This is a genomic window from Micromonospora sp. NPDC005806, from assembly GCF_042871425.1.
In the GTDB taxonomy this organism is placed as follows: domain Bacteria; phylum Actinomycetota; class Actinomycetes; order Mycobacteriales; family Micromonosporaceae; genus Micromonospora.
Genome location: NZ_JBIAIL010000001.1, coordinates 344,996 through 367,677, shown reverse-complemented (window position 1 = coordinate 367,677; position 22,682 = coordinate 344,996). Strand labels below are relative to the sequence as shown.

At 73.2% G+C, this 22,682-nt stretch carries 21 protein-coding genes; 12 read left to right on the top strand and 9 right to left on the bottom strand.

Features of this window, described 5'->3' with window-relative positions; all coding sequences use genetic code 11:
- Window positions 1-15: 15 nt before the first annotated feature.
- Genes ACFYOS_RS01745 through ACFYOS_RS01735 form a run of 3 tightly spaced genes read right to left on the bottom strand, consistent with a single transcriptional unit; the run spans window position 16 to window position 2,101 of the window.
- Window positions 16-324, bottom strand: a complete 309-nt coding sequence (locus ACFYOS_RS01745) for a cupin (protein WP_387134892.1) — start codon at window positions 322-324, stop codon at window positions 16-18.
- A complete protein-coding gene (locus ACFYOS_RS01740) occupies window positions 321-1,271 on the bottom strand; it encodes an LLM class F420-dependent oxidoreductase (RefSeq protein ID WP_387134889.1) in 951 nt (316 codons plus the stop codon). Before ACFYOS_RS01740 ends, ACFYOS_RS01745 begins: the two co-directional genes overlap by 4 nt.
- 2 nt (window positions 1,272-1,273) lie before the next feature.
- On the bottom strand, window positions 1,274-2,101 hold the full coding sequence (locus ACFYOS_RS01735) for an ABC transporter ATP-binding protein (RefSeq protein WP_387134886.1): 828 nt from the start codon (window positions 2,099-2,101) through the stop codon (window positions 1,274-1,276).
- A gap of 284 nt (window positions 2,102-2,385) precedes the next feature.
- Between ACFYOS_RS01735 and ACFYOS_RS01730 the strand changes: the two genes are divergently transcribed.
- Together ACFYOS_RS01730 and ACFYOS_RS01725 are read left to right on the top strand one after the other, a co-directional pair.
- Complete coding sequence (locus ACFYOS_RS01730) at window positions 2,386-3,414, top strand: ABC transporter substrate-binding protein (RefSeq protein WP_387134882.1); 1,029 nt, start codon at window positions 2,386-2,388, stop codon at window positions 3,412-3,414.
- A gap of 101 nt (window positions 3,415-3,515) precedes the next feature.
- Window positions 3,516-4,349 (top strand): ABC transporter permease, encoded by an 834-nt coding sequence (locus ACFYOS_RS01725; protein ID WP_387134879.1) that lies wholly within the window; start codon window positions 3,516-3,518, stop codon window positions 4,347-4,349.
- Between the two features lie 193 nt (window positions 4,350-4,542).
- On the opposite strand, the gene ACFYOS_RS01720 is transcribed toward ACFYOS_RS01725, so the two are convergent.
- Window positions 4,543-5,724, bottom strand: coding sequence for an ABC transporter substrate-binding protein (locus ACFYOS_RS01720; RefSeq protein ID WP_387134877.1), 1,182 nt, complete (start codon window positions 5,722-5,724; stop codon window positions 4,543-4,545).
- Between the two features lie 448 nt (window positions 5,725-6,172).
- Here ACFYOS_RS01720 and ACFYOS_RS01715 point away from each other — a divergent pair, with 448 nt between their 5' ends.
- From ACFYOS_RS01715 to ACFYOS_RS01700, 4 genes are all read left to right on the top strand, one after another.
- Window positions 6,173-9,217, top strand: a complete 3,045-nt coding sequence (locus tag ACFYOS_RS01715) for a nitrate- and nitrite sensing domain-containing protein (RefSeq protein WP_387134874.1) — start codon at window positions 6,173-6,175, stop codon at window positions 9,215-9,217.
- Window positions 9,214-9,621, top strand: coding sequence for a roadblock/LC7 domain-containing protein (locus tag ACFYOS_RS01710; protein WP_387134871.1), 408 nt, complete (start codon window positions 9,214-9,216; stop codon window positions 9,619-9,621). The genes ACFYOS_RS01715 and ACFYOS_RS01710 overlap by 4 nt, the downstream gene beginning before the upstream one ends.
- Window positions 9,622-9,689: 68 nt before the next feature.
- Window positions 9,690-10,052 (top strand): DUF742 domain-containing protein, encoded by a 363-nt coding sequence (locus ACFYOS_RS01705; RefSeq protein WP_387134868.1) that lies wholly within the window; start codon window positions 9,690-9,692, stop codon window positions 10,050-10,052.
- Window positions 10,033-10,650: an ATP/GTP-binding protein gene (locus ACFYOS_RS01700; RefSeq protein WP_387134865.1), complete on the top strand. Its 618-nt coding sequence runs from the start codon at window positions 10,033-10,035 to the stop codon at window positions 10,648-10,650. Before ACFYOS_RS01705 ends, ACFYOS_RS01700 begins: the two co-directional genes overlap by 20 nt.
- Window positions 10,651-10,737: 87 nt before the next feature.
- Here the strand turns inward: ACFYOS_RS01700 and ACFYOS_RS01695 are convergent, their stop codons facing one another.
- From ACFYOS_RS01695 to ACFYOS_RS01675, 5 genes are all read right to left on the bottom strand, one after another.
- Entirely contained in the window at window positions 10,738-11,826 is a 1,089-nt protein-coding gene (locus tag ACFYOS_RS01695; protein ID WP_387134862.1) for a uroporphyrinogen-III synthase, read from the bottom strand.
- Window positions 11,826-12,173: a nitrite reductase small subunit NirD gene (gene nirD, locus ACFYOS_RS01690; protein ID WP_387134860.1), complete on the bottom strand. Its 348-nt coding sequence runs from the start codon at window positions 12,171-12,173 to the stop codon at window positions 11,826-11,828. Before nirD ends, ACFYOS_RS01695 begins: the two co-directional genes overlap by 1 nt.
- Entirely contained in the window at window positions 12,170-14,701 is a 2,532-nt protein-coding gene (nirB, locus tag ACFYOS_RS01685; RefSeq protein WP_387134858.1) for a nitrite reductase large subunit NirB, read from the bottom strand. Before nirB ends, nirD begins: the two co-directional genes overlap by 4 nt.
- Window positions 14,702-14,852: 151 nt before the next feature.
- Window positions 14,853-16,340, bottom strand: coding sequence for an FAD-dependent oxidoreductase (locus tag ACFYOS_RS01680; RefSeq protein ID WP_387134855.1), 1,488 nt, complete (start codon window positions 16,338-16,340; stop codon window positions 14,853-14,855).
- On the bottom strand, window positions 16,337-18,496 hold the full coding sequence (locus ACFYOS_RS01675) for a molybdopterin oxidoreductase family protein (protein WP_387134852.1): 2,160 nt from the start codon (window positions 18,494-18,496) through the stop codon (window positions 16,337-16,339). Before ACFYOS_RS01675 ends, ACFYOS_RS01680 begins: the two co-directional genes overlap by 4 nt.
- 146 nt (window positions 18,497-18,642) lie before the next feature.
- On the opposite strand from ACFYOS_RS01675, the gene ACFYOS_RS01670 reads away from it, so the two are divergent.
- From ACFYOS_RS01670 to rpsI, 6 genes are all read left to right on the top strand, one after another.
- On the top strand, window positions 18,643-19,338 hold the full coding sequence (locus ACFYOS_RS01670) for a class I SAM-dependent methyltransferase (protein ID WP_387134849.1): 696 nt from the start codon (window positions 18,643-18,645) through the stop codon (window positions 19,336-19,338).
- Between the two features lie 78 nt (window positions 19,339-19,416).
- Window positions 19,417-19,677 carry a DUF6364 family protein gene (locus ACFYOS_RS01665; RefSeq protein WP_265007346.1) on the top strand — a complete coding sequence of 87 codons (261 nt, stop codon included), beginning with the start codon at window positions 19,417-19,419 and terminating at the stop codon, window positions 19,675-19,677.
- Complete coding sequence (locus ACFYOS_RS01660) at window positions 19,667-19,960, top strand: hypothetical protein (protein WP_387134846.1); 294 nt, start codon at window positions 19,667-19,669, stop codon at window positions 19,958-19,960. Before ACFYOS_RS01665 ends, ACFYOS_RS01660 begins: the two co-directional genes overlap by 11 nt.
- Before the next feature lie 122 nt (window positions 19,961-20,082).
- Complete coding sequence (locus ACFYOS_RS01655; protein ID WP_387134843.1) at window positions 20,083-21,456, top strand: MFS transporter; 1,374 nt, start codon at window positions 20,083-20,085, stop codon at window positions 21,454-21,456.
- A 191-nt stretch (window positions 21,457-21,647) separates the two neighbouring features.
- Window positions 21,648-22,091 carry a 50S ribosomal protein L13 gene (rplM, locus tag ACFYOS_RS01650; RefSeq protein WP_387134841.1) on the top strand — a complete coding sequence of 148 codons (444 nt, stop codon included), beginning with the start codon at window positions 21,648-21,650 and terminating at the stop codon, window positions 22,089-22,091.
- 20 nt (window positions 22,092-22,111) lie between these two features.
- Window positions 22,112-22,576: a 30S ribosomal protein S9 gene (gene rpsI / locus ACFYOS_RS01645; RefSeq protein ID WP_030501567.1), complete on the top strand. Its 465-nt coding sequence runs from the start codon at window positions 22,112-22,114 to the stop codon at window positions 22,574-22,576.
- The last annotated feature ends 106 nt before the right edge of the window (window positions 22,577-22,682 follow it).

Here is a 22,682-nt window from a genome sequence, read left to right as displayed (position 1 = left end):
GTGGCGTCCGGGCGACTACTTCAGCTCGACCAGGCGGGCCAGGTAGGTGGTGTCCCCGACATTGGTCAGCATGTGCACGGCGCCCGGGTCGCGGTAGACCACGCCGCCGGTCGGTTCATCGGCGTCGATCTTCGTGCCGTCGATCGTCTGCACCACGTTCTTCGCGCCCTGGATCGCCACCACCAGGTACGGGTGGTGGTGCCGGTGCAGCGGCTGCCGCTCGCCCGGCTCCAGCCGGATGTGCCAGACGCGCACCCGGTCGTTCTCGTAGACGATCTCCTGGCCCACCGGGCCGAGTTCGAGGTCGGCGGAGAGGCTGGTCATCGGGATCCGTCCAGTTGGGGGAGCACCTCGGCGGCGATGAGCTCCAGGTGGTCGAGGTCGTCGAAGTCGATCAGGCGCAGGTGCACCCGGGTGGCCCCGACCGCGGCGAACTCGCCGAGCCGGTCGACGAGCTGCGCGGGGGAGCCGATCACCGGGTCCTCCGGCGGCAGGGCGCTCTTGACGTGCAGTGGCGCGGCCCGCCGCCGCGCCTCCGCGTCGGTCCGCCCGATGGCCACCACCACCCCGGCGGAGAGCACCAGCGGCGCCCGCCCCGAGGCGGTACGCCCGACCCGCTCGCTTGCCCCGCGTACCCGCTGGTAGGCGGCGGCCGTCTCGGCGACGGTCTTGAACGGCATGTTGAACTCGTCCGCGTACCGGGCGGCCAGCTCGGGGGTGCGCTTCGGGCCCCGGCCGCCCACGATCACCGGCGGACCGGGGCGCTGCACCGGCTTGGGCAGCGCCGGCGCGTCGAGGAGCTGGTAGTGCTCGCCCTTGAAGCTGTACGTCTCGCCGGGCGGGGTGCGCCACAGCCCGGTGACGACCTCGAGCTGTTCGGCGAGCCGGTCGAACCGCACGGCGACACCGGGGAACGGGATGCCGTACGCGGTGTGCTCCCGCTCGTACCAGCCGGCGCCGATGCCCAGCTCGACGCGGCCGCCACTCATCTGGTCGACCTGGGCCACCATCACGGCCAGCGGCCCGGGCAGGCGGAAGGTGGCCGAGGTGACCAGGGTGCCGAGCCGGATCCGGGAGGTCTCCCGGGCCAGCGCGGCGAGCGTCAGCCAGGCGTCGGTGGGGCCGGGCAGGCCCGGCTCGTCACCCATCGACCGATAGTGGTCGGCCCGGAAGAAGCCCTCGAAGCCGGTCTCCTCGACCCGCCGGGCGAACCGGAGCTGGTCGTCGTAGCTGGCCCCGCGGTGCGGTTCGGTGAACACCGACACCCGCATGGTCACTGCCCTCCCGTGCCGGCGGCCGCCGGCGTCTCGGTCCCGTCGGTCGGCTCGGCCTGCCTGGGCGTGGTGGGCTCCCGCTCCATCAGCAGCTCGTGCAGCTCGGCGCTGATCCGGGCTACCTCGGCGAGGTGCTCGTGGCGGCCGAGGGTGCGCGGCCGGGGCACCTTGACCTCGACCACCTCGCGGATCCGGCCGGGGCGTGGGCTGAGCACGACGACCCGGTCGGCGAGCAGCACCGCCTCGTCGATCGAGTGGGTGACGAAGACGATCGTCGCCCGGGTCTCCATGTGCACCCGCTGGAGCTCGCCGGCGAGTTCCTCGCGGGTGAGCGCGTCGAGCGCGGAGAAGGGTTCGTCCATGAGCATCACGCGCGGTTCGCCGATCAGCGACCGGCAGAGCGAGACGCGCTGCTGCATGCCGCCGGAGAGCTCGTGCGGCAGGCGCTTCTCGAAGCCGCCCAGCCCGGCCATCTCCAGCAGCTCCCGGGCCCGGTCGCGGTGCTTCGCCCGGCTCCAGCCGAAGATCTCCACCGGGAGCAGGACGTTGTCCAGCACCGAACGCCAGGGCAGCAGGGCCGGCCGCTGGAACAGCATGGCGATGTCCCGGCGGGGCTTCGTGATCGGCGTGTCGGCGACGGTGATCTCCCCCGCGGTGACCGGCAGTAGGCCGGCGATCATGCGGAGCAGGGTCGATTTGCCGCAACCGGACCGGCCGAGGACGGCGACGAATTCGGCCTCGGCGACGTCGAGGTCGATGTCGCGCAGCGCCTCCACCCGCCCGGAGCGGCCGTCGAAGGTGCGGGACACCCCGGACAGCCGGATCATCTCCCGCCAGCTCCCTTCCACGTCGCGAGTGCGAGCCGGACCAGCGTAGCGGGAGTCGCTCCTCATAGCACCGTTCGGAATGGACGGAGACCCCCTCTCCGTTGGGCAACTTCGTTTCCGTACCGCAACCGGAGGCCGGACGTCGCGGCAAGAAGCTTCTCGTACGCTGTTGCGCGCGAAGAGTCCCCTCACGACGGTCCCGTCGGCTGCCCCTCGTGCCGACACCGTCGGACCCACGACCCGCCCGGGCGAACATGCCTGGTCGGAAAGGACATGGTGCACTGATGAGAAGGCTGACCCGTTCGGTCGCCGCTGCCGCGCTGGCCACCGCCCTCGCCCTGGTCTCCGGTTGCAGCAGCGACTCGGACAAGGCCGCGGACAAGGCCCCGGGTGGCGCGGCGCTGGAGAAGGTGACCTATCTCACCTCGTTCGGCAACTTCGGCCGCGACTCGTACGCCTGGGTGGCGAAGGAGAAGGGCTTCTTCAAGGAGGCCGGCTTCGACGTCGAGATCAAGCCGGGCCAGGGCACGGGCGATGTCATCAAGCTCGTCACCGGCGGCCAGGCCGACTTCGGCCCGATCGACCTGACCGGTGGCATCCTCCAGATGGGCAACGGTCAGGCCAAGGACTTCGTCGCGGTGGCGGCGATCCAGCAGCGCACCATGGCCGCGATCGTCTCGGTCGAGGGCAAGAACATCGCCACGCCGAAGGACCTGGAGGGCAAGAGGCTCGCCGACACCAAATTCTCCGTCGTGTACAACCTCTTCCCGACGTACGCCAAGCTGGCCGGCATCGACGCCAGCAAGGTGACCTGGGTCAACGGTGACGCAGCGGGACTGATCGGGATGCTGGGCGCCGGCTCGGTGGACGGCATCGGCCAGTTCGTGGTCGGCCAGCCGACCGTCGAGGCGGTGACCAAGAAAAAGCCGGTTGTGCTGCCGTACAGCAACGTGATGCAGGACCTCTACGGCAACGCGCTGATCACCTCCAGCAAGATCGCCAAGGAGAAGCCGGAGATGGTCAAGCGCTTCACCGCGGCGCTGATCAAGGGCCTGGAGTACTCCCTGGCCCACCCGGAGGAGGCGGGCCAGATCTTGAAGAAGTACGTGGACGCCGCCAACCCCGCCGCGGCCGCCGCCGAGCTCCAGCTGATGGCCGCGTACGTCCGGTCCAACAACTCCGGCACCGCGCTGGGCACCCTGGACAGCGGTCGGGTCGCCAAGAGCATCGCGCTGCTGCAGGGCGCGGGCGCGCTCAAGCAGAACCTGACCCCCGACCAGATCATCGACTTCAACCTCGCGCCGAAGGCCTGACCGGCCGGCTCGGACAACGGGGGTGCGCACCCGCCGGGGTTCCGGCGGGGCGCACCCCCTTCGCGTGCCGGCCGTCCGGCCGGCGGAGAGAGGAGGACACGTTGACGCAGTTGACCGCAGCCCGGCCGGGGACGTCGGCGCCGGCCACGGCCGCCCCGACCCGGTCCGGCGTACGCCCGGCGGCGGTGGGGCTGCCGGCGCTCGGGCTGGTGATCGCGGTGGCGGCCTGGTGGCTCGTCAGCTCGGGGCTGCACCTGGTCCACCCGGCGGTGCTGCCACCGCCGCAGGCGGTGTGGCAGGGGCTGACCGCCAGCATGCAAGTGCTGCTGCCGGCGCTGGGGATCACCATCTGGATGACCCTTTTCGGCTTCCTGCTCTCGTCGATCGCCGGCGTGCTGATCGGGATGGCCCTGGCCGCCTCCCGCCGGGTGGAGCGGATGTTCGCGCCGCTGCTGGTGGCGGTCAACGCGGTGCCGAAGATCGCGTTCGGCCCGCTGCTCGTGGTTGCCGTCGGCTGGGGGCAGAAACCCATCCTGACCATGGTGTTCCTGCTCTGCTTCTTCCCGATCGTGCTGTCCACCGCGACCGGGCTGACCACCACCCCGGTCGACATGGCCGAACTGGCCCGCTCGCTCAACGCGTCGTGGTGGCAGGCGTTCCGCAAGGTGCGCTTCCCGGCCGCCCTGCCGCAGATCTTCGTCGGGCTGAAGGTGGCGATGCCGCTCGCCGCGATCGGCGCGGTCATCGGCGAGTTCTACTCGGACAAGCCCGGGCTGGGCTACCAGATCATCCAGTACAACGGCATCGGCGACACCGCGACGGCGTGGGCGGCGATCGTGCTGGTCGCCCTGATGAGCATCCTGCTCTACTCCGCCCTCACCCTCCTCGAACGCCTGACCCTCCCCTGGGTAAGAGCCACCACCTCCGCAAGGTAACCACTCGGCGGCGAGGTGCTGCCCGTCGACAGTGGACCTCGGGTCGACCGTAGACACCCGAGGTCCACAGAAACGGACGGACGGACGGACGGCGCGGAACCACCGAAGGTGTGGCCCCACCGCAACCGGCGGAGGGATCAAGCCTGACCGCCCGGGGCCGGTTGCGGTGGGGCCACACCCCCCAGCGCAACCACTACCCGGCGAGACGCCAGCGACCCCCACGCGCCACGAGCGTCGTCAACGCCTGCGGCATCAACCCCGAGTGGTTGTCGGGCGTCATCCGGATCGGCCCGGAGAGCCCGTCGAGCTGCGAGGTCTCCAGCACGTCCCGCAGGGTGTCCCGGTGCGCCGTCCCCGACTCGTCGCCGGCGCGCAGTTCGGCGTCCGCGATGAGCTGGACCGCGTCCGCGGCGAACGAGGAGAAGCCGTTGTAGCCGCCGTAGCGGGCGGTGTAGTCCTGGAACCACTGCCGCCGGGCGGCCTTGGCCGGGGTGGTGGCGATGACGTCGTCGATCACCATGGTCTGAGTGAAGATCAACGTCGCCTTCTCCGTGGAGCGGGCGGAGGCGCCGAGGAAGAGGTCGCCGGCGGCCGAGGCGTCGAAGAACAGGTCGCCGGCGAACCGGTCCTGCCGGGCGTTGGCGGCGGCCAGTGCCGCCTGCTCCGGCGGCGTCCAGACGACCAGCGCCTCGGGCTTCTTCCCGACGAGCTGGCCGACCTGGCCGCTGACGTCGGTGTCGGTGCCGCGTACCGCTTCGGCGCGGACCATTCGGATGCGGGCCTTGTCGAACTCGCCCTGCAGCGCGGCCAGCCCCTCCTGGCCGTAGTTGTCGGCGCTGTGCAGCACGGCCACCTTGGCGAGCCCGCGCCGCTTCAGTTCGGTGGTGAGCGCCGCGGCGCTGTCGGCCGCGTTCGGGGCGAGCTTGAAGACGTAGCGGCGTTCGGCGACCGGTTCGGTGATCGCGGCGGAGGAGGCGAGCGCGACGGTCGGAATGTGCTTTTCGCCGATTGTGCGGGCGGCGCCGACCGCACATTCGTTGCAACCGCCCATGATGATGGCGCTGACCCGGGAGTCGCCGCTGAAATCGTTGATGTTACGCAAGGATTCGGCGGCGTCGGAGCGGTTGTCCTTCACCTTGAGCTCGATCTTCCGGGCACCGAGCGCGCCGGACGAGTTCAACTGCTCGACCTTCAGTTCCAGGGCCCGTTGGTACACCTTGCCGATCGCCGCGGATGCGCCGGAAAGTTCGAGGTCCGCGGCGATCACGATCGGCCTGCTGTCCTGCTGCTCCCCGCCGAACTGGCAGCCGGTGAGCGTGGCGGCCAGCACGGCCGATGCGAGCGCCGCGATGCTCGCGGAGCGGATGGGGCTCAACTCAGTCCTCCAGGTGCGGCGCGGGGTGTACGCCCGATCACCGCCGCTCGTCCGTCCTCAGTGGAGGAACGGGGTTGGTGTGCCGTACGGTGTGCGCGAAGCCTGCAAAACCTTGCCAATGCCGGGCCGTGTGGTCAAGCACGGATGTCGCGAGCCGTTTCGGGACACCCGTCCCACATGTTGGCGACACGGAACGTTAACGAACCATTACCGCTTAGCTGCGACCGACCACTCTGGAGTTACATCCCCAGTTCAGGGGCTTGAGAAAATGAAGGTATTAGTTGACCGCTGCACCGGTTGAGTGGCCGCCGACCGTTTCCTGTCTCACTGCGGCTTCCCAAACAGCAATACGTCTGATGAAATCGCGGCCGTGCCGCGCGCGGCGCCGCCCGCCGCACCAGGCACCGGTCGGCGGGTCAGGCGTGGAAGAATCGACGGAGGCGATGTCGTGAGCACCGGACCTACGACCCTGCCCGAGAGCCCTGGCGTCGACCAACGAAACCGGCGACGACGAGTTCCTCGGCTGCGTGACGCGCGGATCCGTTCCAAGCTCGCCCTCATCCTGGTCGTTCCGGTCGCCGCCGTCATCGCGCTGGCAACCATCCGACTCGTCTCGGTCGGCGAGGGCGCGTACGAGGCCACCCGGATCCGGTCGCTCACCGCACTGTCGATCGACGTCTCGGCGCTCGCCCAGGACCTGCACAAGGAGCGGATGGCGGCGGCCGCGTACCTGGCCGCGCCGGAACAGAAGCCGGACGACTACAACCTGCGGGTCCGGCGTACCGACGAGCGGATCGCGGCGTACCGGGCGGAGCGGGGGCGGCTCGGCGACGTGCCCCGCTCGGTGTCGGACCGGCTCAAGGTCGTCGAGGACCACCTGGCCACGCTGAACGGCACCCGCCAGGAGGTGCTGGACCGGCGGCAGATGCCGGTGGCCGAGGCCAGCCTGCGCTACGGCATCATCCTCAACGACCTCGTCGCGTACGGCGACACCCTCGCCCAGCAGCCCGGCGCCGAGGGCATCGCCGACGCCCGCCGCGCGGTGGCCGCGTTCTCCCACGCCAAGGCGGAGGTCGCCGAGGAGGAGGCGGTCGTCTTCACCGCCCTTTCCACCGGCCAGCTCGACGAGGAGCAGTTCTCCTCCTTCGTGGCCACCCTGACCGGCCAGCAGGAGGCCCTGCTCTCCTTCTCCCGCGCCGCCGAGCCGGAGCAGCGGGCCCTGGTGGACGGCACGGTCTCCGGTGACGCCGTACAGCTCGCCGACCGGGTCGCCACCGACGTGTCCCGCTCGGTCAACCAGAGCCCGCTGGTCGGCCGGGACGACGCCGCGGCGGCCATCGGCGCGGTCGACGACCTCATGCGGTGGGCCGAGATCCAGCTCCAGGACCGGCTGCTCGCCGACGCCGACGCGGTCCGGGCCAACGTCATCCGGCAGGCCGTCGTGGAGAGCCTGCTCGTCCTGCTCACGCTGCTCATCGCCGTGACGCTGGCCGTGGTGCTGGCCCGCTCGCTGAACGACTCGCTGCGCCGGTTGCGCGAGGGTGCCCTGGCCGTGGCGAACCACGACCTGCCGGACGCGGTGAGCCGGCTGCAGAGCGTCAACGCCATCGGCGACGGCGGCGTGGACGAGATCGTCCAGCAGGTCCGGGACCCGATCAAGCTGACCAACCGCGACGAGGTCGGCCAGGTGGCGGCGGCCTTCAACGTGGTCCACCGGGAGGCGGTCCGGGTAGCGGCCGAGCAGGCCGCGCTGCGGACCAGCGTCTCGGCGATGTTCCTCAACCTGGCCCGCCGGTCGCAGAGCCTGGTCGACCGGATGATCGGCGAACTGGACGCGATCGAACGCGGCGAGGAGGACCCGAAGCGGCTCGCCCAGCTCTTCGAGCTCGACCACCTGGCCACCCGGATGCGCCGCAACGACGAGAACCTGCTGGTGCTGGCCGGCGCCGACTCGGCCGTCCCGCGCCGCGAGGACGCGCTCCTGGTCGACGTGCTGCGCGCCGCCCAGTCCGAGGTGGAGCTCTACAACCGGATCGAGTTCGGCACCGTCGACACCGACATCTCGGTCGCCTCGCAGGCGGTCAACGACGTGGTCCGGCTGGTCGCCGAACTGCTGGACAACGCCACCCGCTTCTCTCCGCCGAACACCACGGTGGTCGCGGACGGCCGGCGGATCCGCGACTACGTGCTGATTCAGGTCGAGGACCGCGGTCTGGGCCTGAGCGACGAGCAGCTCGACTCGCTGAACCGGCGACTGGCCGCCCCGCCCACGGTGGACGTGGCCGCGTTCCGGCTGATGGGTCTGGCCGTGGTGAGCCGGCTCGCCTCCCGCTACGGCATTCGGGTGGAGCTGCGGCGCAACGTCGAGGGCGGCACCGTCGCCCAGGTGACCCTGCCCAACTCCGCGGTGGTGCTGCCGGCCAACCGGGGCCAGGCCCCGCTCATCGGGTCGCGCCAGCCGCTTGCCGTCGAGCCGGCCCCGCTGAGCCAGCTCGGCGCCGCCGCCGAACCGCTGGCCGAGCGGGGTGCCACGGCGACCCTGACCGACCAGTGGCGGAGCGCCGCCCCGCCGCCCGCCCGCTGGCAGGCCGCCGCCGAGGCGCGGGACAGTGGTCCGGCCGGGCAGGTGGGCGGGGTGGCCGGCGCGCTGCCGAGCCTGCCGACCGTCCCGACGACCGCCCCGGTCGCGTCCACGCCGCCCGCGCCGGCGACCCCCGTCTCCGGTGCCGGGTACGCGACGACCACGCCGGACCACGCATACCCCCCGCGCGACCCGCTGCCGAAGCGGACCCCGGCTGGCGAGGGCGTCGCCCCGGTCGACCGCGCTCCGCTCGCGCCACCGACCTACCCGCCGGCCCCGACCTACCCGCCGGCCCCGACCTACCCGCCGGCCCCGGCCTACCAGCCGGTCGCGGCGGCCCCGCCCGTCGAGACCGTGCCGACGATGGCCCAGCCGGCCGAGGCGCCGATCTTCCGCGAGATGGAGGCCGTCTGGTTCCGGTCGCACGGGGAGGACGAGACCACCATGTTCGCCCGCCCCCGGTTCGACGATGAGTCGGCAGCCGCCCCGGCGCAGCCGGTCGCCGCGGCCGCGCCGCCGCTGCCGACGCGTACCCCGGGCGCCCAGGCCGCCGGGGTGACCACGTCGCCGCCGTACAGCCCGCCGACCGTGCCGTCCGCCGCCGTCGCTCCGCCGGCGCCACCGGCAGCCGACCCGGGCGCCTGGCGGACGGCGGCGGACGAGGGCTGGTCGCGGGCCAGCCGGGCCGCGGAGCCCAGCACCGGCGGCACCACCCGCTCCGGCCTCCCGAAGCGGGTGCCGCAGGCCCAGCTCGTGCCCGGCGGCATCGAGCCGAAGGGTGGCCGGGCCCAAGCCCGGCGCACGCCGGACGAAGTACGTGGCCTGCTGTCGGCCTACCACCGCGGTGTGCAGCGGGGGCGGACGGCGGGCGCGGACCTGAACAGCACCTCGACCAAGGAGACGAACCGATGAACAGGTCAGCGGCCATGCAGGACATGGGTTGGCTGCTCACCAACTTCGCCGACAGCGTGGCGGGCATCGCCCACGTGGTGGCGGTGTCCGCGGACGGGCTGCTGCTCGCCTCCTCCCGCGACCTGCCGGCGGACCGGGCGGACCAGCTCGCCGCGATCACCTCCGGCGTGGTGAGCCTGACCGAGGGTGCGGCGCGGATGTTCAGCGCCGGCGCGGTGCTCCAGACGGTGATCGAGATGGACAGCGGATACCTGTTCCTCATGTCGATCAGCGACGGCTCGTCGATGGCGGTGCTGGCCGCCCGGAGTTGCGACGTCGGCCAGGTGGGCTACGAGATGGCGTTGCTGGTGGAGCGGGTCGGCCAGGCGCTGTCCCCGCTGCCGAGGGATGCCGTCCGGTCCTGACCGGGCGTCCGGTGTGACTTGGTGATCCGGAGCCGGCCCGGCTCCGTACGGAGGGAGGTGATCGCGAGATGGAACCACGACGGGACCCGCGTGGGGCGCTGGTGCGACCGTACGCGGTCACCCGTGGCCGCACCGAGCCGTTGCAGAACATCGCGCTGGAGGCGGTGCTGTCCTGCACCGCGACCCAGTCGGCCGAGGCGCGGTTCGCCGGGCACGACAAGTACCGCATCGCCTCGGTCTGCGAGAGCCGACCGCAGTCGCTCGCGGAGATCGCCGCGTACACCCGGATGCCGCTGGGCGTCACCCGGGTGCTGGTCGCCGACATGGTGGCCGAGAGCCTGCTGACGCTACACACTGCCGCTCCCGCCACCGGGTTCGCGGCGCGAATGAACCTGCTTGGAAGGGTGCTAAGTGGACTTCGCGAACTATGACCCCGCCGGGGCGAACCGCAGCCGGGAGATCATCTCCGCGAAGATCGTGGTCGCGGGCGGCTTCGGGGTGGGCAAGACCACCCTGGTCGGCGCGATCTCCGAGATCACGCCGCTGACCACCGAGGCGCTGATGACGGCGGCCGGAGTGGGCATCGACGATCCGTCGAAGGTGCCCGGCAAGGAGACCACCACGGTCGCCATGGACTTCGGCCGGATCACCATGGCCGAGGACCTGATCCTCTACCTCTTCGGCACGCCCGGCCAGACCCGCTTCTGGTTCATGTGGGACGAGATCATCCGGGGTGCGGTGGGCGCCGCCGTCCTGGTGGACACCCGCCGGATCACCGACGCCTTCGCCCCGCTGGACTATTTCGAGAACCGCAACCTGCCGTACCTGGTGGCGCTGAACCGGTTCGACGGGGCGCCGCAGTACGAGCCGGAGGAGGTCCGCGAGGCGCTGGCGATCTCGCCGGACGTGCCGCTGGTGATGTGCGACGCCCGGCAGCGCGACTCGGTCAAGCAGGTGCTGGTGACCGTCGTCGAGCACGCCATGCTCCGCCTCCAGGCCGAGCACGGCTACCCGGCCTCGGTCGGCTGACGCAGCCTGCCCGGTGCGGCGGTCCGGGTACGTGTCGACATGGCCCCGTCTCCGCCACCGAAGGCGGCGGCGCAGGGCCCCTCCGGCTTATTCCACCCGGAGCCGATAACCGCGCTTCACCACCGTCTGCACCACGCGCGGGGCGTTCAGTCCGACCCGCAGGCGGGCGACCGCCATCTCCACCGCGTGCTCGTCCGCGCCCCGGGGCAGGGTACGCAGCAGCGCGGTGCGGGACAGCACCTTGCCGGGCGCCGCGGCGAGCGCCCGCAGCACCGCCATCGGGGCCGGGGCGAGCGATCGCAGCTCCCCGTCGACCACGGCCGCGTGCCCGCGCAGGGTCAGCAGGTGCCCGCCGGCCTTCACGGTGACGGTCCGCCGGGGCAGCTCGTCGACGATCGTCCGGACCAGGGCGCCGAGCCGGGCCCGGTTCGGGGCGCTCACCGGCACCCCGCGCCGCACCAGTGGCTCGGCGGTCACCGCGCCGACGCAACTGGCCAGCACGTCACCCCGTAGCGCCGCCAGCACCGTCTCGGTCCGGTCCCCGGCCGCCCGCAGCATCGCCTCCGCCGCCGGGGCGGAGGTGAACGTGACCGCGTCGACCAGCCGCCCCGCGACCAGGTCGATCAGCCGGTGCAGCGGGGCCGGGTCGGCGGGCGGCGCCCACCGGTAAACCGGCACCTCGATCACCGTGGCCCCCGCCGCCTCGAGCGCCTGGGTGCACTCCGGCTGCCGCTCGCCGTGCAGCTGCATGGCGACGACCTGGCCGGCCACCCCCCGCCGGACCAGGTGGTCGATCACCTCGTCGCAGCTCTCCGAGGCCGGCGACCAGTGCTCGCGCAGGCCGGCGGCCCGGATCGCGCCGGTCGCCTTCGGGCCGCGGGCCACCACGTACGACCGGGAGAGCAGGCCGCGCAGCGGCTCGGCCAGCCCCCACCCCTCGGCCGCCTCCAGCCAGCCGCGCATGCCGATGCCGGTGTTGGCCATCAGGACGTCCGGCGGCCGGTCGAGGCAGGCCCGGGTGGCCTCGCGCAGGTCGGTGTCGTCCGCCAGCGGCACGATCCGCAGGGCGGGGGCGAGCACCACCCGCGCACCGCGCCGCTGGAGCAGCGCGGCCAGCTCGTCACGCCGCCGGTCGGCGGTGACCCCGATGGTGAAGCCGGCCAGTTCGTCCCGCATCACTCCTCCTGTCGCAGCCGCACCTCGACCTGTCCGTTCCGACAGCGCGCCTCGTGCCGCCGCAGCGCCACGCCCGGGAGGTCGAGGCACCGCCCGGTGCGCAGGTCGTAGACCTGCTTGTGCAGTGGGGAGGCGAGCGTCGGGACACGGCCGCGGCTGCCCACGATCCCCCGGGACATCACGCACGCGCCGCCGACCGGGTCCAGGTTGTCGACCGCGTACAGCTCGGCACCGGTCCGGAAGAGGGCCACCTGCACCCCGTCCACCAGCGCGGCCACCCCACGATCGGGGTCCAGCCGGTCCAGCGGGCAGACCGGCGTCCAGTCCACGGTGCTCAACGGACTCATCGGCGTACCTCCGGAAGGCCGAGCGCGACCGGCTGGCGACGGCGGTCGGGGCCGGCCCCCGGCGGCACCCCGCGCACCGGCACCGGCTGGCCGCGTTCGACCGCGAACGTGATGGACGGGTCGGGCACGTCGGGCGCATTGACGAAGGAGGTGAAGCGGCGCAGCCGCTCCGGGTCCTCGAGCACGTCCCGCCACTCGTCCGAGTACGACGCGACGTGCCGGGCCATCGCCGCGTCGAGTTCGGCGCAGAGCCCGAGCGAGTCGTCCACGAGCACCGACCGCAGGTGGTCCAGGCCGCCGTCCATCGCCTCGATCCAGGCGGCGGTGCGTTGCAACCGGTCGGCGGTGCGGATGTAATACATCAGGAATCTGTCGATCAGCGGAATCAGCGCTTCTGTGGACAGATCGGTGGCGAACAGGTCGGCGTGCCGGGGGCGGAAGCCGCCGTTGCCGCCCACGTAGAGATTCCAGCCGGTCTCGGTGGCGATGATGCCGAAGTCCTTGCTGCGCGCCTCGGCGCACTCCCGGGCGCAGCCGGAGACCGCCGACTTGAGCTTGTGCGGGGCGCGCAGCCCCCGGTAGCGCAGCTCCAGGGCGACGGCCAGCCCGACCGAGTCCTGCACGCCGTACCGGCACCAGGTCTCGCCGACGCAGGACTTCACCGTCCGCAGCGCCTTGCCGTACGCGTGGCCGGACTCGAAGCCGGCGTCGACCAGCCGCCGCCAGATCTGCGGGAGCTGCTCGACCCGGGCCCCGAACAGGTCGATCCGCTGCCCGCCGGTGATCTTGGTGTAGAGCCGGAAGTCCCGGGCCACCTCGCCGATCACGATCAGCTTCTCCGGGGTGATCTCCCCGCCGGGGATCCGCGGCACCACCGAGTAGCTGCCGTCGCGTTGCAGGTTGGCCAGGAAGTGGTCGTTGGTGTCCTGGAGGGACGCCTGCTCGCCGTCGAGCACGTGCCCGGTGCCGAGCGAAGCGAGGATCGAGGCCACCACGGGCTTGCAGATGTCGCAGCCGCGCCCCCGCCCGTGCTCGGCGATGAGCTGGGAGAACGTCCGGATCCCCCGGACCCGGACGAGGTCGAACAGCCCCTGCCGGCCGGCGTCGAAGTGCTCGCAGAGCGCGGTGGACTGCCGCACCCCGGCCGCGTCGAGGAGCTGCTTCAGCATCGGCGCGCAGGAGCCGCAGCTCGTGCCGGCCCGGGTGCACGCCTTCAGCGCCGGCACATCGGTCGCCCCGCCGGCGATCGCCGCGTCGAGATCCGCCCGGGTCACCGCGTTGCAGGAGCAGACCTGCGCGGCGGCCGGCAACGCACCGGCCCCGGTGCCCGCGCCGCCGGCCGGGGCCAGCAGCGCCAGCGGGGGAGCGGGCAGCGGCCCGCCGACGCTCGCCCGCAGCGTCGGGTAGGCGCTCGCGTCGCCGACCAGCACGCCGCCGAGCAGCGTCCGCGCGTCGTCGGAGAGCACCAGCTTCGCGTACGCGCGGGTGGCCGGGTCGGTGAAGGTGACGTCGAGACAGCCCGGGGTGGCGCCGTGCGCGTCGCCGAACGAGGCCACGTCCACCCCGAGCAGCTTCAGGTTGGTGGCGGTGTCCGCGCCGGGGAACGTGGCCGCCCCGCCGAGCAGCCGGTCGGCGACCACCTCGGCGGTCGCGTACCCGGGGGCGACCAGGCCGTGGCAGGTGCCGTCCACCGCCGCGCACTCGCCGACCGCCCAGATCCGCTGGTCCGCGGTCCGGCAGGTCGCGTCGACCAGCACCCCGCCGCGCGGGCCGAGCGGCAGCCCGGCCGCGCGGGCCAGTTCGTCCCGGGGCCGGATGCCGGCGGCCACCACGACCAGGTCGGCGTCGACCGTGCGCCCGTCGGAGAGCTCCAGCACGGCGACCGCGCCGTCCGGGCCGGAACGCAGCGCGCTGGTGGCCACCCCGAGGTACGGGGTGACACCCAGCTCCGCCACGTAGCGGCGCAGCATCGCCCCGCCCGCCTCGTCCACCTGCACCGGCATCAGCCGGGGCGCGAACTCGACCACGCTGGTCACCAGCCCCAGCAGGCGCAGCGCGTTCGCCGCCTCCAGGCCGAGCAGACCGCCGCCGATCACCGCGCCGGTCCGCCGGCGGCCGGCGTACTCCCGGATCGCCGCCAGGTCGTCCAGCGTCCGGTAGCCGAAGACCCCGGGCAGGTCGGTGCCGGCCACCGGCGGCACGAAGACGGACGAGCCGGTGGCCAGCACCAGCGCGTCGTACGGGTGCTCGCCGGCCGCGGTGCGCACCACCCGCCGGTCCCGGTCGATGCCGAGGGCCGGCTCGCCCAGACGCAGCTCCACCCCGTCGTCGGGGGTGTGCAGGTTCAATTCCTCGGCGCTGACCCCCTCGAAGAAGGCCGAGAGCCGTACCCGGTCGTACGCCGGCCGCCGCTCCTCGGCGAGCACCGTCACCCGCCAGCGCCGGTCGTGGTCCCGGGCCCGCAGCGCCTCGACGAAGCGCTGTCCGACCATGCCGTTGCCGACGACCACCAGCCTGCCGCCGCTCATGCCGGCACTCCGCTTCGCCGAACGGTCCGAGCCCCGGCCGCATCGGACGGTGCAGCACCGTCGCCGCAGCCTCGGCCGGGGGTCGGACCGCGAGCAGTGCCGGCATGCGGCACCGTCGCACTGAGCCGGCTGATTCGCTCGCTTCGCTCGCTCATCGCGTCACCTCCACGCGGTCAGTCCCGTCACCTGCCCGGGCGCGTCCGGATCGGGCCGCCACCGGGTCCGCCTCGGCGAGCCAGTCGGCAATGCCGGCCACCGCGTCCCGGCAGCCGCCGCAGCCGGTGGCGGCCCGGGTCGCCGCCGACAGCTCCGCGACGCTGCGGGCGCCGGAACGCCAGCACGCCACCAGGGCGCCCTTGCTGACGTCGTTGCACTGGCACACCGTGGCCGCGCCCGGCATCAGCGCCGGGGACGCGGCCGGAGTGGCCGGCGCGGTGCCGAACGCCCGCCCGAGCAGCAGCGACCGCCGGTCCGCGGGCACCGGGGCACCCCGGTCGAAGAGCTGCACCACGGTGCCGACGGCCGGGTTGTCCCCGAGCAGGATCGCCCCGGTCAGCCGCTCGTCGCGGATCCGCAGCCGGGCGTAGGTGCCCCGGGCCGGGTCGGCGAAGGTCAGCTCCTCGACCGGCCCGCCGTCGACCGTCCCGCCGGCGGCGTCGCCCATCGCGGCCAGATCGATGCCGGCCGCCTTCAGCCGGGTCACCGCCGGCCGGGGCCGGTACCGGGCGAGCGGGTCGCCGCCGGACAGCACCTCGGCCACCACCCGGGCCTGCGCCCAGGCCGGGGCGACCAGCCCGGTCAGCGTCCCGGCATGCTGTGCGCAGTCGCCGATCGCCGAGATGTGCCGGTCGCTGGTCCGCATCCGGTCGTCCACCACCACGCCCCGGTCCACGGCCAGCCCGGCCGTGGCGGCCAGGGCGGTGTCGGGGCGTACGCCGCAGGAGAGCACCAGCAGGTCGGCGCCGAGGGACTCGCCGTCGGCCAGGTCGAGGCGGACGCCGTCGGCGTCGGCGGCCACGCCGGTCGCGGTGACCCCCAACCGGGTCCGCACCCCGAGCCCGGCGAGGGTGTTGGCGAGCACCGCCCCGGCCGTCGGGTCGAGCTGCCGTTCCATCAGGTGCCCGACGGGGTGGACCACGGTCACGTCCAGTCCCCGGGCGGCCAGCCCGCGGGCCGCCTCCAACCCGAGCAGACCGCCGCCGAGCACCAGCACGCTGCGGGCGTCCCGGGCGGCGGCGAGGATCCGTCGGCAGTCGTCCAGGGTGCGGAACGGGACCACCCGGTCGGGCGGCGGGTCGAGTCCGGGCAGCGGCGGTACCACGGCCCGGCTGCCGGTGGCGAGGATCAGGTGGTCGTAGCCGTACCGGACGCCCTCGGCCGTGCGTACCTCGCGGGTAGCCCGATCGATCGCGGTGACCGCCATCCCGGTCCGGACGTCCACGCCCTGCCCGGCGACCTCGGCCAGTTCCACGTCCGGCTCGTCGATCTTCCCGGAGAGCAGGGTGGACAGCATGATCCGGTTGTACGCCCGGTGCGGCTCCGCCCCGAGCACGGTGACCTTCCGGTCCCCGCCCCGCGCGTGCAGCTCGGCGGCGACCCGCGCCCCGGCCATCCCGTAGCCGACGATGACGATCCTCATGCCCTCTCCACCCGGACGGCGCAGATCTTGAACTCGGGCATTCCCGAGACCGGGTCGACGGCGTCGTTGGTGACCGAGTTGGCCCGGGCCGCGCCCGGCCAGTGGAACGGTGCGAAGACGGTGTCCGGCCGGATCGCCGGGCTGAGCCGGGCCGGGGCGCGCAGCTCGCCGCGGCGGGAGACCACCCGCACCTCGTCTCCTTCGGCCACGCCGAGCCGGTCGGCCAGGTCCGGGTGCAGCTCGACGAAGCCGCCGGGGGCCGCCCGGCGCAGCGCGGCGACCCGCCGGGTCTGCGCGCCGGACTGGTACTGGGCGAGCACCCGGCCGGTGGTGAAGTGCAGCGGATAGTCGGCGCAGACCGGTTCGGCGGCCGGCCGGTGGGTCACCGCCCGGAATCGGGCCCGGCCGTCGGGGGTCGGGAAGGACTCGGCGAAGAGCCGGGGCGTGTCCGGCCCGTCCGGGTCCGGGCAGGGCCAGAAGACGCCCTCGTCCCGCTCGATCCGCTCCCAGCTCACCCCGGCGTAGTCCGCCGGCCCGCCGGCCGAGGCCCGCCGCAGCTCCGCGAACACCGCACGCGGATCGATCGCAAAACCCTCGACCGGTGTCAGGAAGGGTCCCCTGTTGTGCGGAATGCGACAAGAAGGGGCCCCTCCTCGCAGGCGGGCGGCGAGGGCGGCGAGGACGGCGAGGTCGGTGCGGACCCCGGGCGGCGGTTCGCGCAGCGCGCGGCGGCGCAGCACCCGACCCTCCAGATTGGTCATCGTGCCGTCCTCCTCGGCCCATTGGGCGACGGGCAGCACCACGTCGGCCAGCTCGGCCGTCTCGGAGCGCAGGAAGTCGGCCACCACCAGCAGGTCCAGGTCGCGCAGCCGGGACTCGATCCGGGCCGCGCGGGGCGCGGAGACCACCGGATTGGAGCCGAAGACGAGCAGCGCCCGGGGGCCGGTCGCGGTGCCGAGCGAGTCCAGCAGGGCGTAGGCGGGCACGCCGGGCCCGGGCAGGTCCTCTGCGGCCACGCCCCAGACCCGGGCGACGTGCTCGCGGGCCGCCGGGTCGTCGATCCGCCGGTAGCCGGGCAGCTGGTCGGCCTTCTGTCCGTGCTCCCGGCCGCCCTGCCCGTTGCCCTGGCCGGTCAGGCAGCCGTAGCCGGAGCCGGGGCGGCCGGGCAGGCCGAGGGCGAGCGCCAGGTTGATGAAGGCGGTGACCGTGTCCACGCCCTTGGCGTGCTGTTCCGCGCCCCGGGCGGTGAGGATGATCGCGCGGTCGACAGTGGCGAGCGCCCGGGCGGTCGCCTCCAGGTCGGCCACCGGTACGCCGGAGAGGCGTTCCACCTCGGCCGGCCAGTAGCCGGTCACGGTCCGGCGCACCTCGTCGAAACCGGTCGTGCGGTCGGCAACGTACCCCCGGTCGATCCAGCCCTCGGTGAGCGCGACGTGCAGCAGCGCGTTGGCCACCGCCAGGTCGGTGCCGGGCAGCGGTTGCAGGTGCCGGTCGGCCTGGCGGGCGGTGGCGGTGAGCCGGGGGTCGACCACGATCAGCCGCCCACCCCGGCGCTGCTGGTCGGCGAGGTGCCGCATCAGCGGCGGCATGGTCTCGGCCGGGTTCGCCCCGACCAGCAGCAGGGTGTCGGCCCGGCCGAGGTCGGCCACCGGGAAGGGCAGCCCCCGGTCGACGCCGAAGGCGCGCAGTCCGGCCGCCGCGGCCGAGGACATGCACCAGCGTCCGTTGTAGTCGATGTGCCGGGTCCGCAGCGCCACCCGGGCGAACTTGCCGAGGGCGTACGCCTTCTCGTTGGTCAGCCCGCCGCCGCCGAAGACCGCGACCGCGTCCCGCCCGTACCGGTGCTGGGTGGCGCGGATGCCGGCGGCCACCCGGTCGAGGGCGTCGTCCCAGCTCGCCGGGCGCAGCTCGGCGCCGGGCCGGTCGCGCAGCAGCGGGGTGGTCAGCCGGTCCGGGTGGTCGAGCAGCTCGGCGGCGGTCCAGCCCTTCTGGCAGAGGCCACCCCGGTTGGTGGGGAACTGCCGGGGGACGACCTCGGTCCGGCGATCGGTCTCGCGCAGCACCATGCCGCACTGGAGGGCGCAGTACGGGCAGTGGGTGGCCGCCTCCCGGGGGCGCGCCGCGGGTCGCGTCGCCACGTGTGCACCGTCCGTCATGTCCGAAGAGCGTGCCGGCGGGCGGTTTCCGGTCCGGGTCCCTGCTGTTTCGGTCCTGTCAAGAGCGCCTCACACCGCACGGGACTGACGAGCCGGACCGCTGGGTTTAGAATGTGGGAAAAGAATCCTGAATGCTGGGAGGCGCGATGAGTGTGGCGGACGCGTTCGACGCGGTGGCGGGGAGCTACGACGAGGCCCGACGCCGGCTGGTGCCCTGCTTCGACGCGTTCTACGGCACGGCGGTCGAGGTGGCCGCACCGCCGCTGCGAGCGGCGCTCGCCGCGGGGCGTACCCCCGAGGTGCTGGACCTGGGCGCGGGGACCGGCCTGCTCTCCCTGCTGCTCGCCGCGGCGGTCCCCGGGGTGCGGCTGACCCTGGTCGACGCGGCGCCCGGCATGCTCGCGGTGGCCACCGGCCACCTGGCCGCCCGGGACGTGCCGCACCGGACGGTGCTCGCCGACCTCACCGACCCGCTGCCCGCCGGCCGGTACGACGCGGTGATCTCCGCCCTGGCCATCCACCACCTCGACGACGACGGCAAGCGGGCGCTCTACCGGCGGGCGGCCGAGGCGCTGGCGCCCGGCGGGGTCTTCGTCAACGCCGAGCAGGTGGCCGGCCCGACCCCCGCCCTGGACCGGCGCTACGACGAGATCTGGACGGCCCGGATCACCGAGCTCGGCTCGGACGCCGAGGAGATCGCGGCGGCCCGGGAGCGGATGCGGCACGACCGGCCGGCGCCGGTGGCCGACCAGTGCCGCTGGCTCACCGACGCCGGCCTGGCCGACGTGGACTGCTTCTTCAAGGAGTGGCGGTTCGCGGTGTTCGGAGGCCGCCGTCGCTGAGCGTGCCCGGGTGTCCGGTTCGGCGACCGGCGCGAGCGGGGATGACTGGCAGTCATACCGATGGGTAATCTCTCCGGCATGACCGCAAAGGTGACACTGTCGTTCTCCGACGAGACGATCGAGGAAGCGCGCCGGTTCGCCAAGCGGGAAGGGCTCTCCCTCTCCGCCTGGATGGACCAGGCCGCCCGGGAGAAGGCGCTGCGCGAGGTCTTCACCGCGCACGCCGCCGCCGTCGGCCGCGCCGGCCTCGACCTGGAGTCCGCAGCCCTGGCCGACGCCCAGGAGGCCGCGATGGTCGACGACGCCCTCTTCGGCGGCGGGCGTCCGCGTGCTGCGTAGGGGAGAGGTCTGGCGCATCTCCGGCGCCCGGGAACGTCTCGGTCTGGTGATCAGCTCCGACGTCTACAACTCCACCGACGTGCCGATCGTCATGGTGGCCGAGGTGGTCGAGGAGTCACTGCTGCGCGACTCGCCCCTCGCCGTGCCGATGGGCGGGTACGTGGTGATGCCCGACCGGCTCTCCTCGCCCATGAAGAAGTGGTTCACCGAGTGCGTGGACGTGGCCGACACCGAGACCATGCAGCGGGTCGGGCGGGCGCTGCGCATCCTCCAGGAGATCTGACCGGCTCACCACGGATCCCCGGCGGACGTGCGCTCTCCGTTTCCGGAACGACCCCTGACGGGCATGGTCGGGAAACCCCCCGTTCCTAGCGTCCCCCTCGTCGCCGACGAGGAGGAGTCGCCGTGAGTACGCTCGTTTCCCCCACGACCCTGGCCCCGGCCGCCGCCGGGCGCCGGGAGCCGATCACCGACTGGCGCCCCGAGGACCCCGAGTTCTGGGAGGGCACCGGCGCCCCGGTCGCCCGCCGCAACCTGTACGTCTCGATCTTCGCCGAGCACGTCGGCTTCTCCGTGTGGAGCCTCTGGTCGGTGATGGTGCTCTTCCTGGGCCCCGAGTACGGCATCGACCCGGCCGGGAAGTTCCTGCTCACCGCCGTGCCGGCCGCGCTGGGCGCGGTGCTGCGCCTGCCGTACACCCTGGCGGTGGTCCGGTTCGGCGGGCGGAACTGGACCGTGGTGAGCGCGCTGCTGCTGCTGGTGCCGGCGGTGCCGATGGCGCTGCTCATCGAGCCCGGGGTGTCGTACGCCACGCTGATGGTGCTGGCCTGCCTGGCCGGGGTCGGCGGTGGCAACTTCGCCTCCTCGATGGCGAACATCAACCTCTTCTTCCCGGAGCGGCTCAAGGGCCGGGCGCTCGGCCTCAACGCCGGCGGCGGCAACCTGGGGGTGCCGGCGGTCCAACTCGTCGGGCTGGCGGTGCTGGCCACCGCCGGGGCCGCGTACCCCCGGCTGGTGCCGGCGGTCTACCTGCCGCTGATCGTGCTCGCCGCCCTCGCGGCGGTGCGCTGGCTGGACAACATCCCCGGAGCGCGCAATGAGCCCGGTGCCCTGCGCGCGGCGGCCCGGGAGCCGCACACCTGGGTGATGTCCCTGCTCTACGTCGGCACCTTCGGCTCGTTCATCGGCTTCGGCTTCGCCTTCGGCCAGGTGCTCCAGCTCCAGTTCCAGGACCGGTTCCCGACGGCGGTCGACGCCGCCTGGCTGACCTTCCTCGGGCCGCTGGTCGGCTCGCTGATCCGGCCGCTCGGTGGCCAGCTCGCCGACCGGCTCGGCGGGGCCAGGGTCACCTTCTGGAACTTCGTCGCGATGGCCGCCGGCGCCGGGCTGGTGCTGTACGCCGCCCGGGACCGCTCCTTCCCGCTCTACCTGGTCGGGTTCCTGGCGCTCTTCGTCTTCTCCGGGTTCGGCAACGGGTCGACCTACAAGATGATCCCGGCGATCTTCCGGGCTCGGGCCGCGGCCGAGGCGGAGCTGACCGGGGACCGGGCGGCGGCCGAGCGGCGGGCGCGGCGGCTGTCCGGGGCGCTGATCGGCATCGCGGGGGCGGTCGGCGCCTCGGGCGGGGTGCTGGTGAACGTGGCCTTCCGGCAGTCCTTCCTCGCCTCCGGCACCGCGGACGCGGCCTACCTGGCCTTCATCGGCTGGTACGCGCTCTGCTTCGCGGTGACCTGGGTGGTGTACCTGCGCCCGGGGCGGCGTAAGCTGGCCGACGTGTGACCTCCGCCATGGTGAAGGCGCAGGCTACGCGGGGCGGGACCCCGTTTTGACCTGCCGCGGGGCGGCCGGGTATCGTTGCCTGCTGTTGTACGACATTCAGAGGCGTGCCGCATCAGGTACGCTTGGTCGTTCGTGCGCGCCTGGTCACCTCGGCGCGCGACCCCAGACCGACGACGAGACAAGGTAGACCTGTGCGTACGTACAGCCCGAAGCCGGGTGAGATCGAGCGTCAGTGGCACGTCATCGACGCCTCTGATGTCGTGCTGGGCCGCCTGGCGACCCACGCCGCCACGCTGCTGCGTGGCAAGCACAAGCCGACTTTCGCGCCGCACGTCGACACGGGCGACTTCGTCGTCATCGTGAACGCGGGCAAGGTCGCGCTGACCGGCAACAAGCGCCAGCAGAAGATCGCCTACCGCCACTCCGGTTACCCGGGTGGTCTGAAGCGGGTCGGCTACGACGAGCTGCTGACCAAGCGGCCCGAGCGGGCCATCGAGCTGGCCGTGAAGGGCATGCTCCCGCACAACAAGCTGGGCCGTCAGATTCTCAAGAAGCTGAAGGTCTACGCCGGTGCCGAGCACCCGCACGGCGCGCAGCAGCCGGTGCCGTTCGAGATCAAGCAGATCGCGCAGTGAGCGCGGGCGAAGGAAGCAGCATGACCGACATCACCGCCACCGAGGTTGCCCCCGAGGCCACCGAGGCGCCGGCGCCCGTCGCCCGCGCGCCTCGTGGCGACCGCCCGATCCAGACCGTGGGTCGGCGCAAGGAGGCCATCGTCCGGGTGCGCATCGTCCCCGGCAGCGGCAAGATCACCTGCAACGGCCGGGACCTCGAGGCCTACTTCCCGAGCAAGGTGCACCAGCAGCTCATCAAGGACCCGCTGGTCACCGCCGAGAAGGCCGAGGCCTTCGACGTGATCGCCAACCTGCGTGGCGGCGGCACCACCGGCCAGGCCGGTGCGCTGCGCCTCGCCATCGCCCGGGCGCTGATCGTCAGCGAGCCGGACGACCGACCGGCCCTGAAGAAGGCCGGCTTCCTGACCCGTGACGCCCGGGTCAAGGAGAGCAAGAAGTACGGCCTCAAGAAGGCCCGTAAGGCTCCTCAGTACTCGAAGCGCTGATCACCAGCAGCGCCTTGTACTTCTGACGGACGGCCGGGTCCGCCTCCCTTCACCGGGGAGGTGGCCCGGCCGTTCCGCTTTCTCCTCTCAACGGCAGTTCATCGGA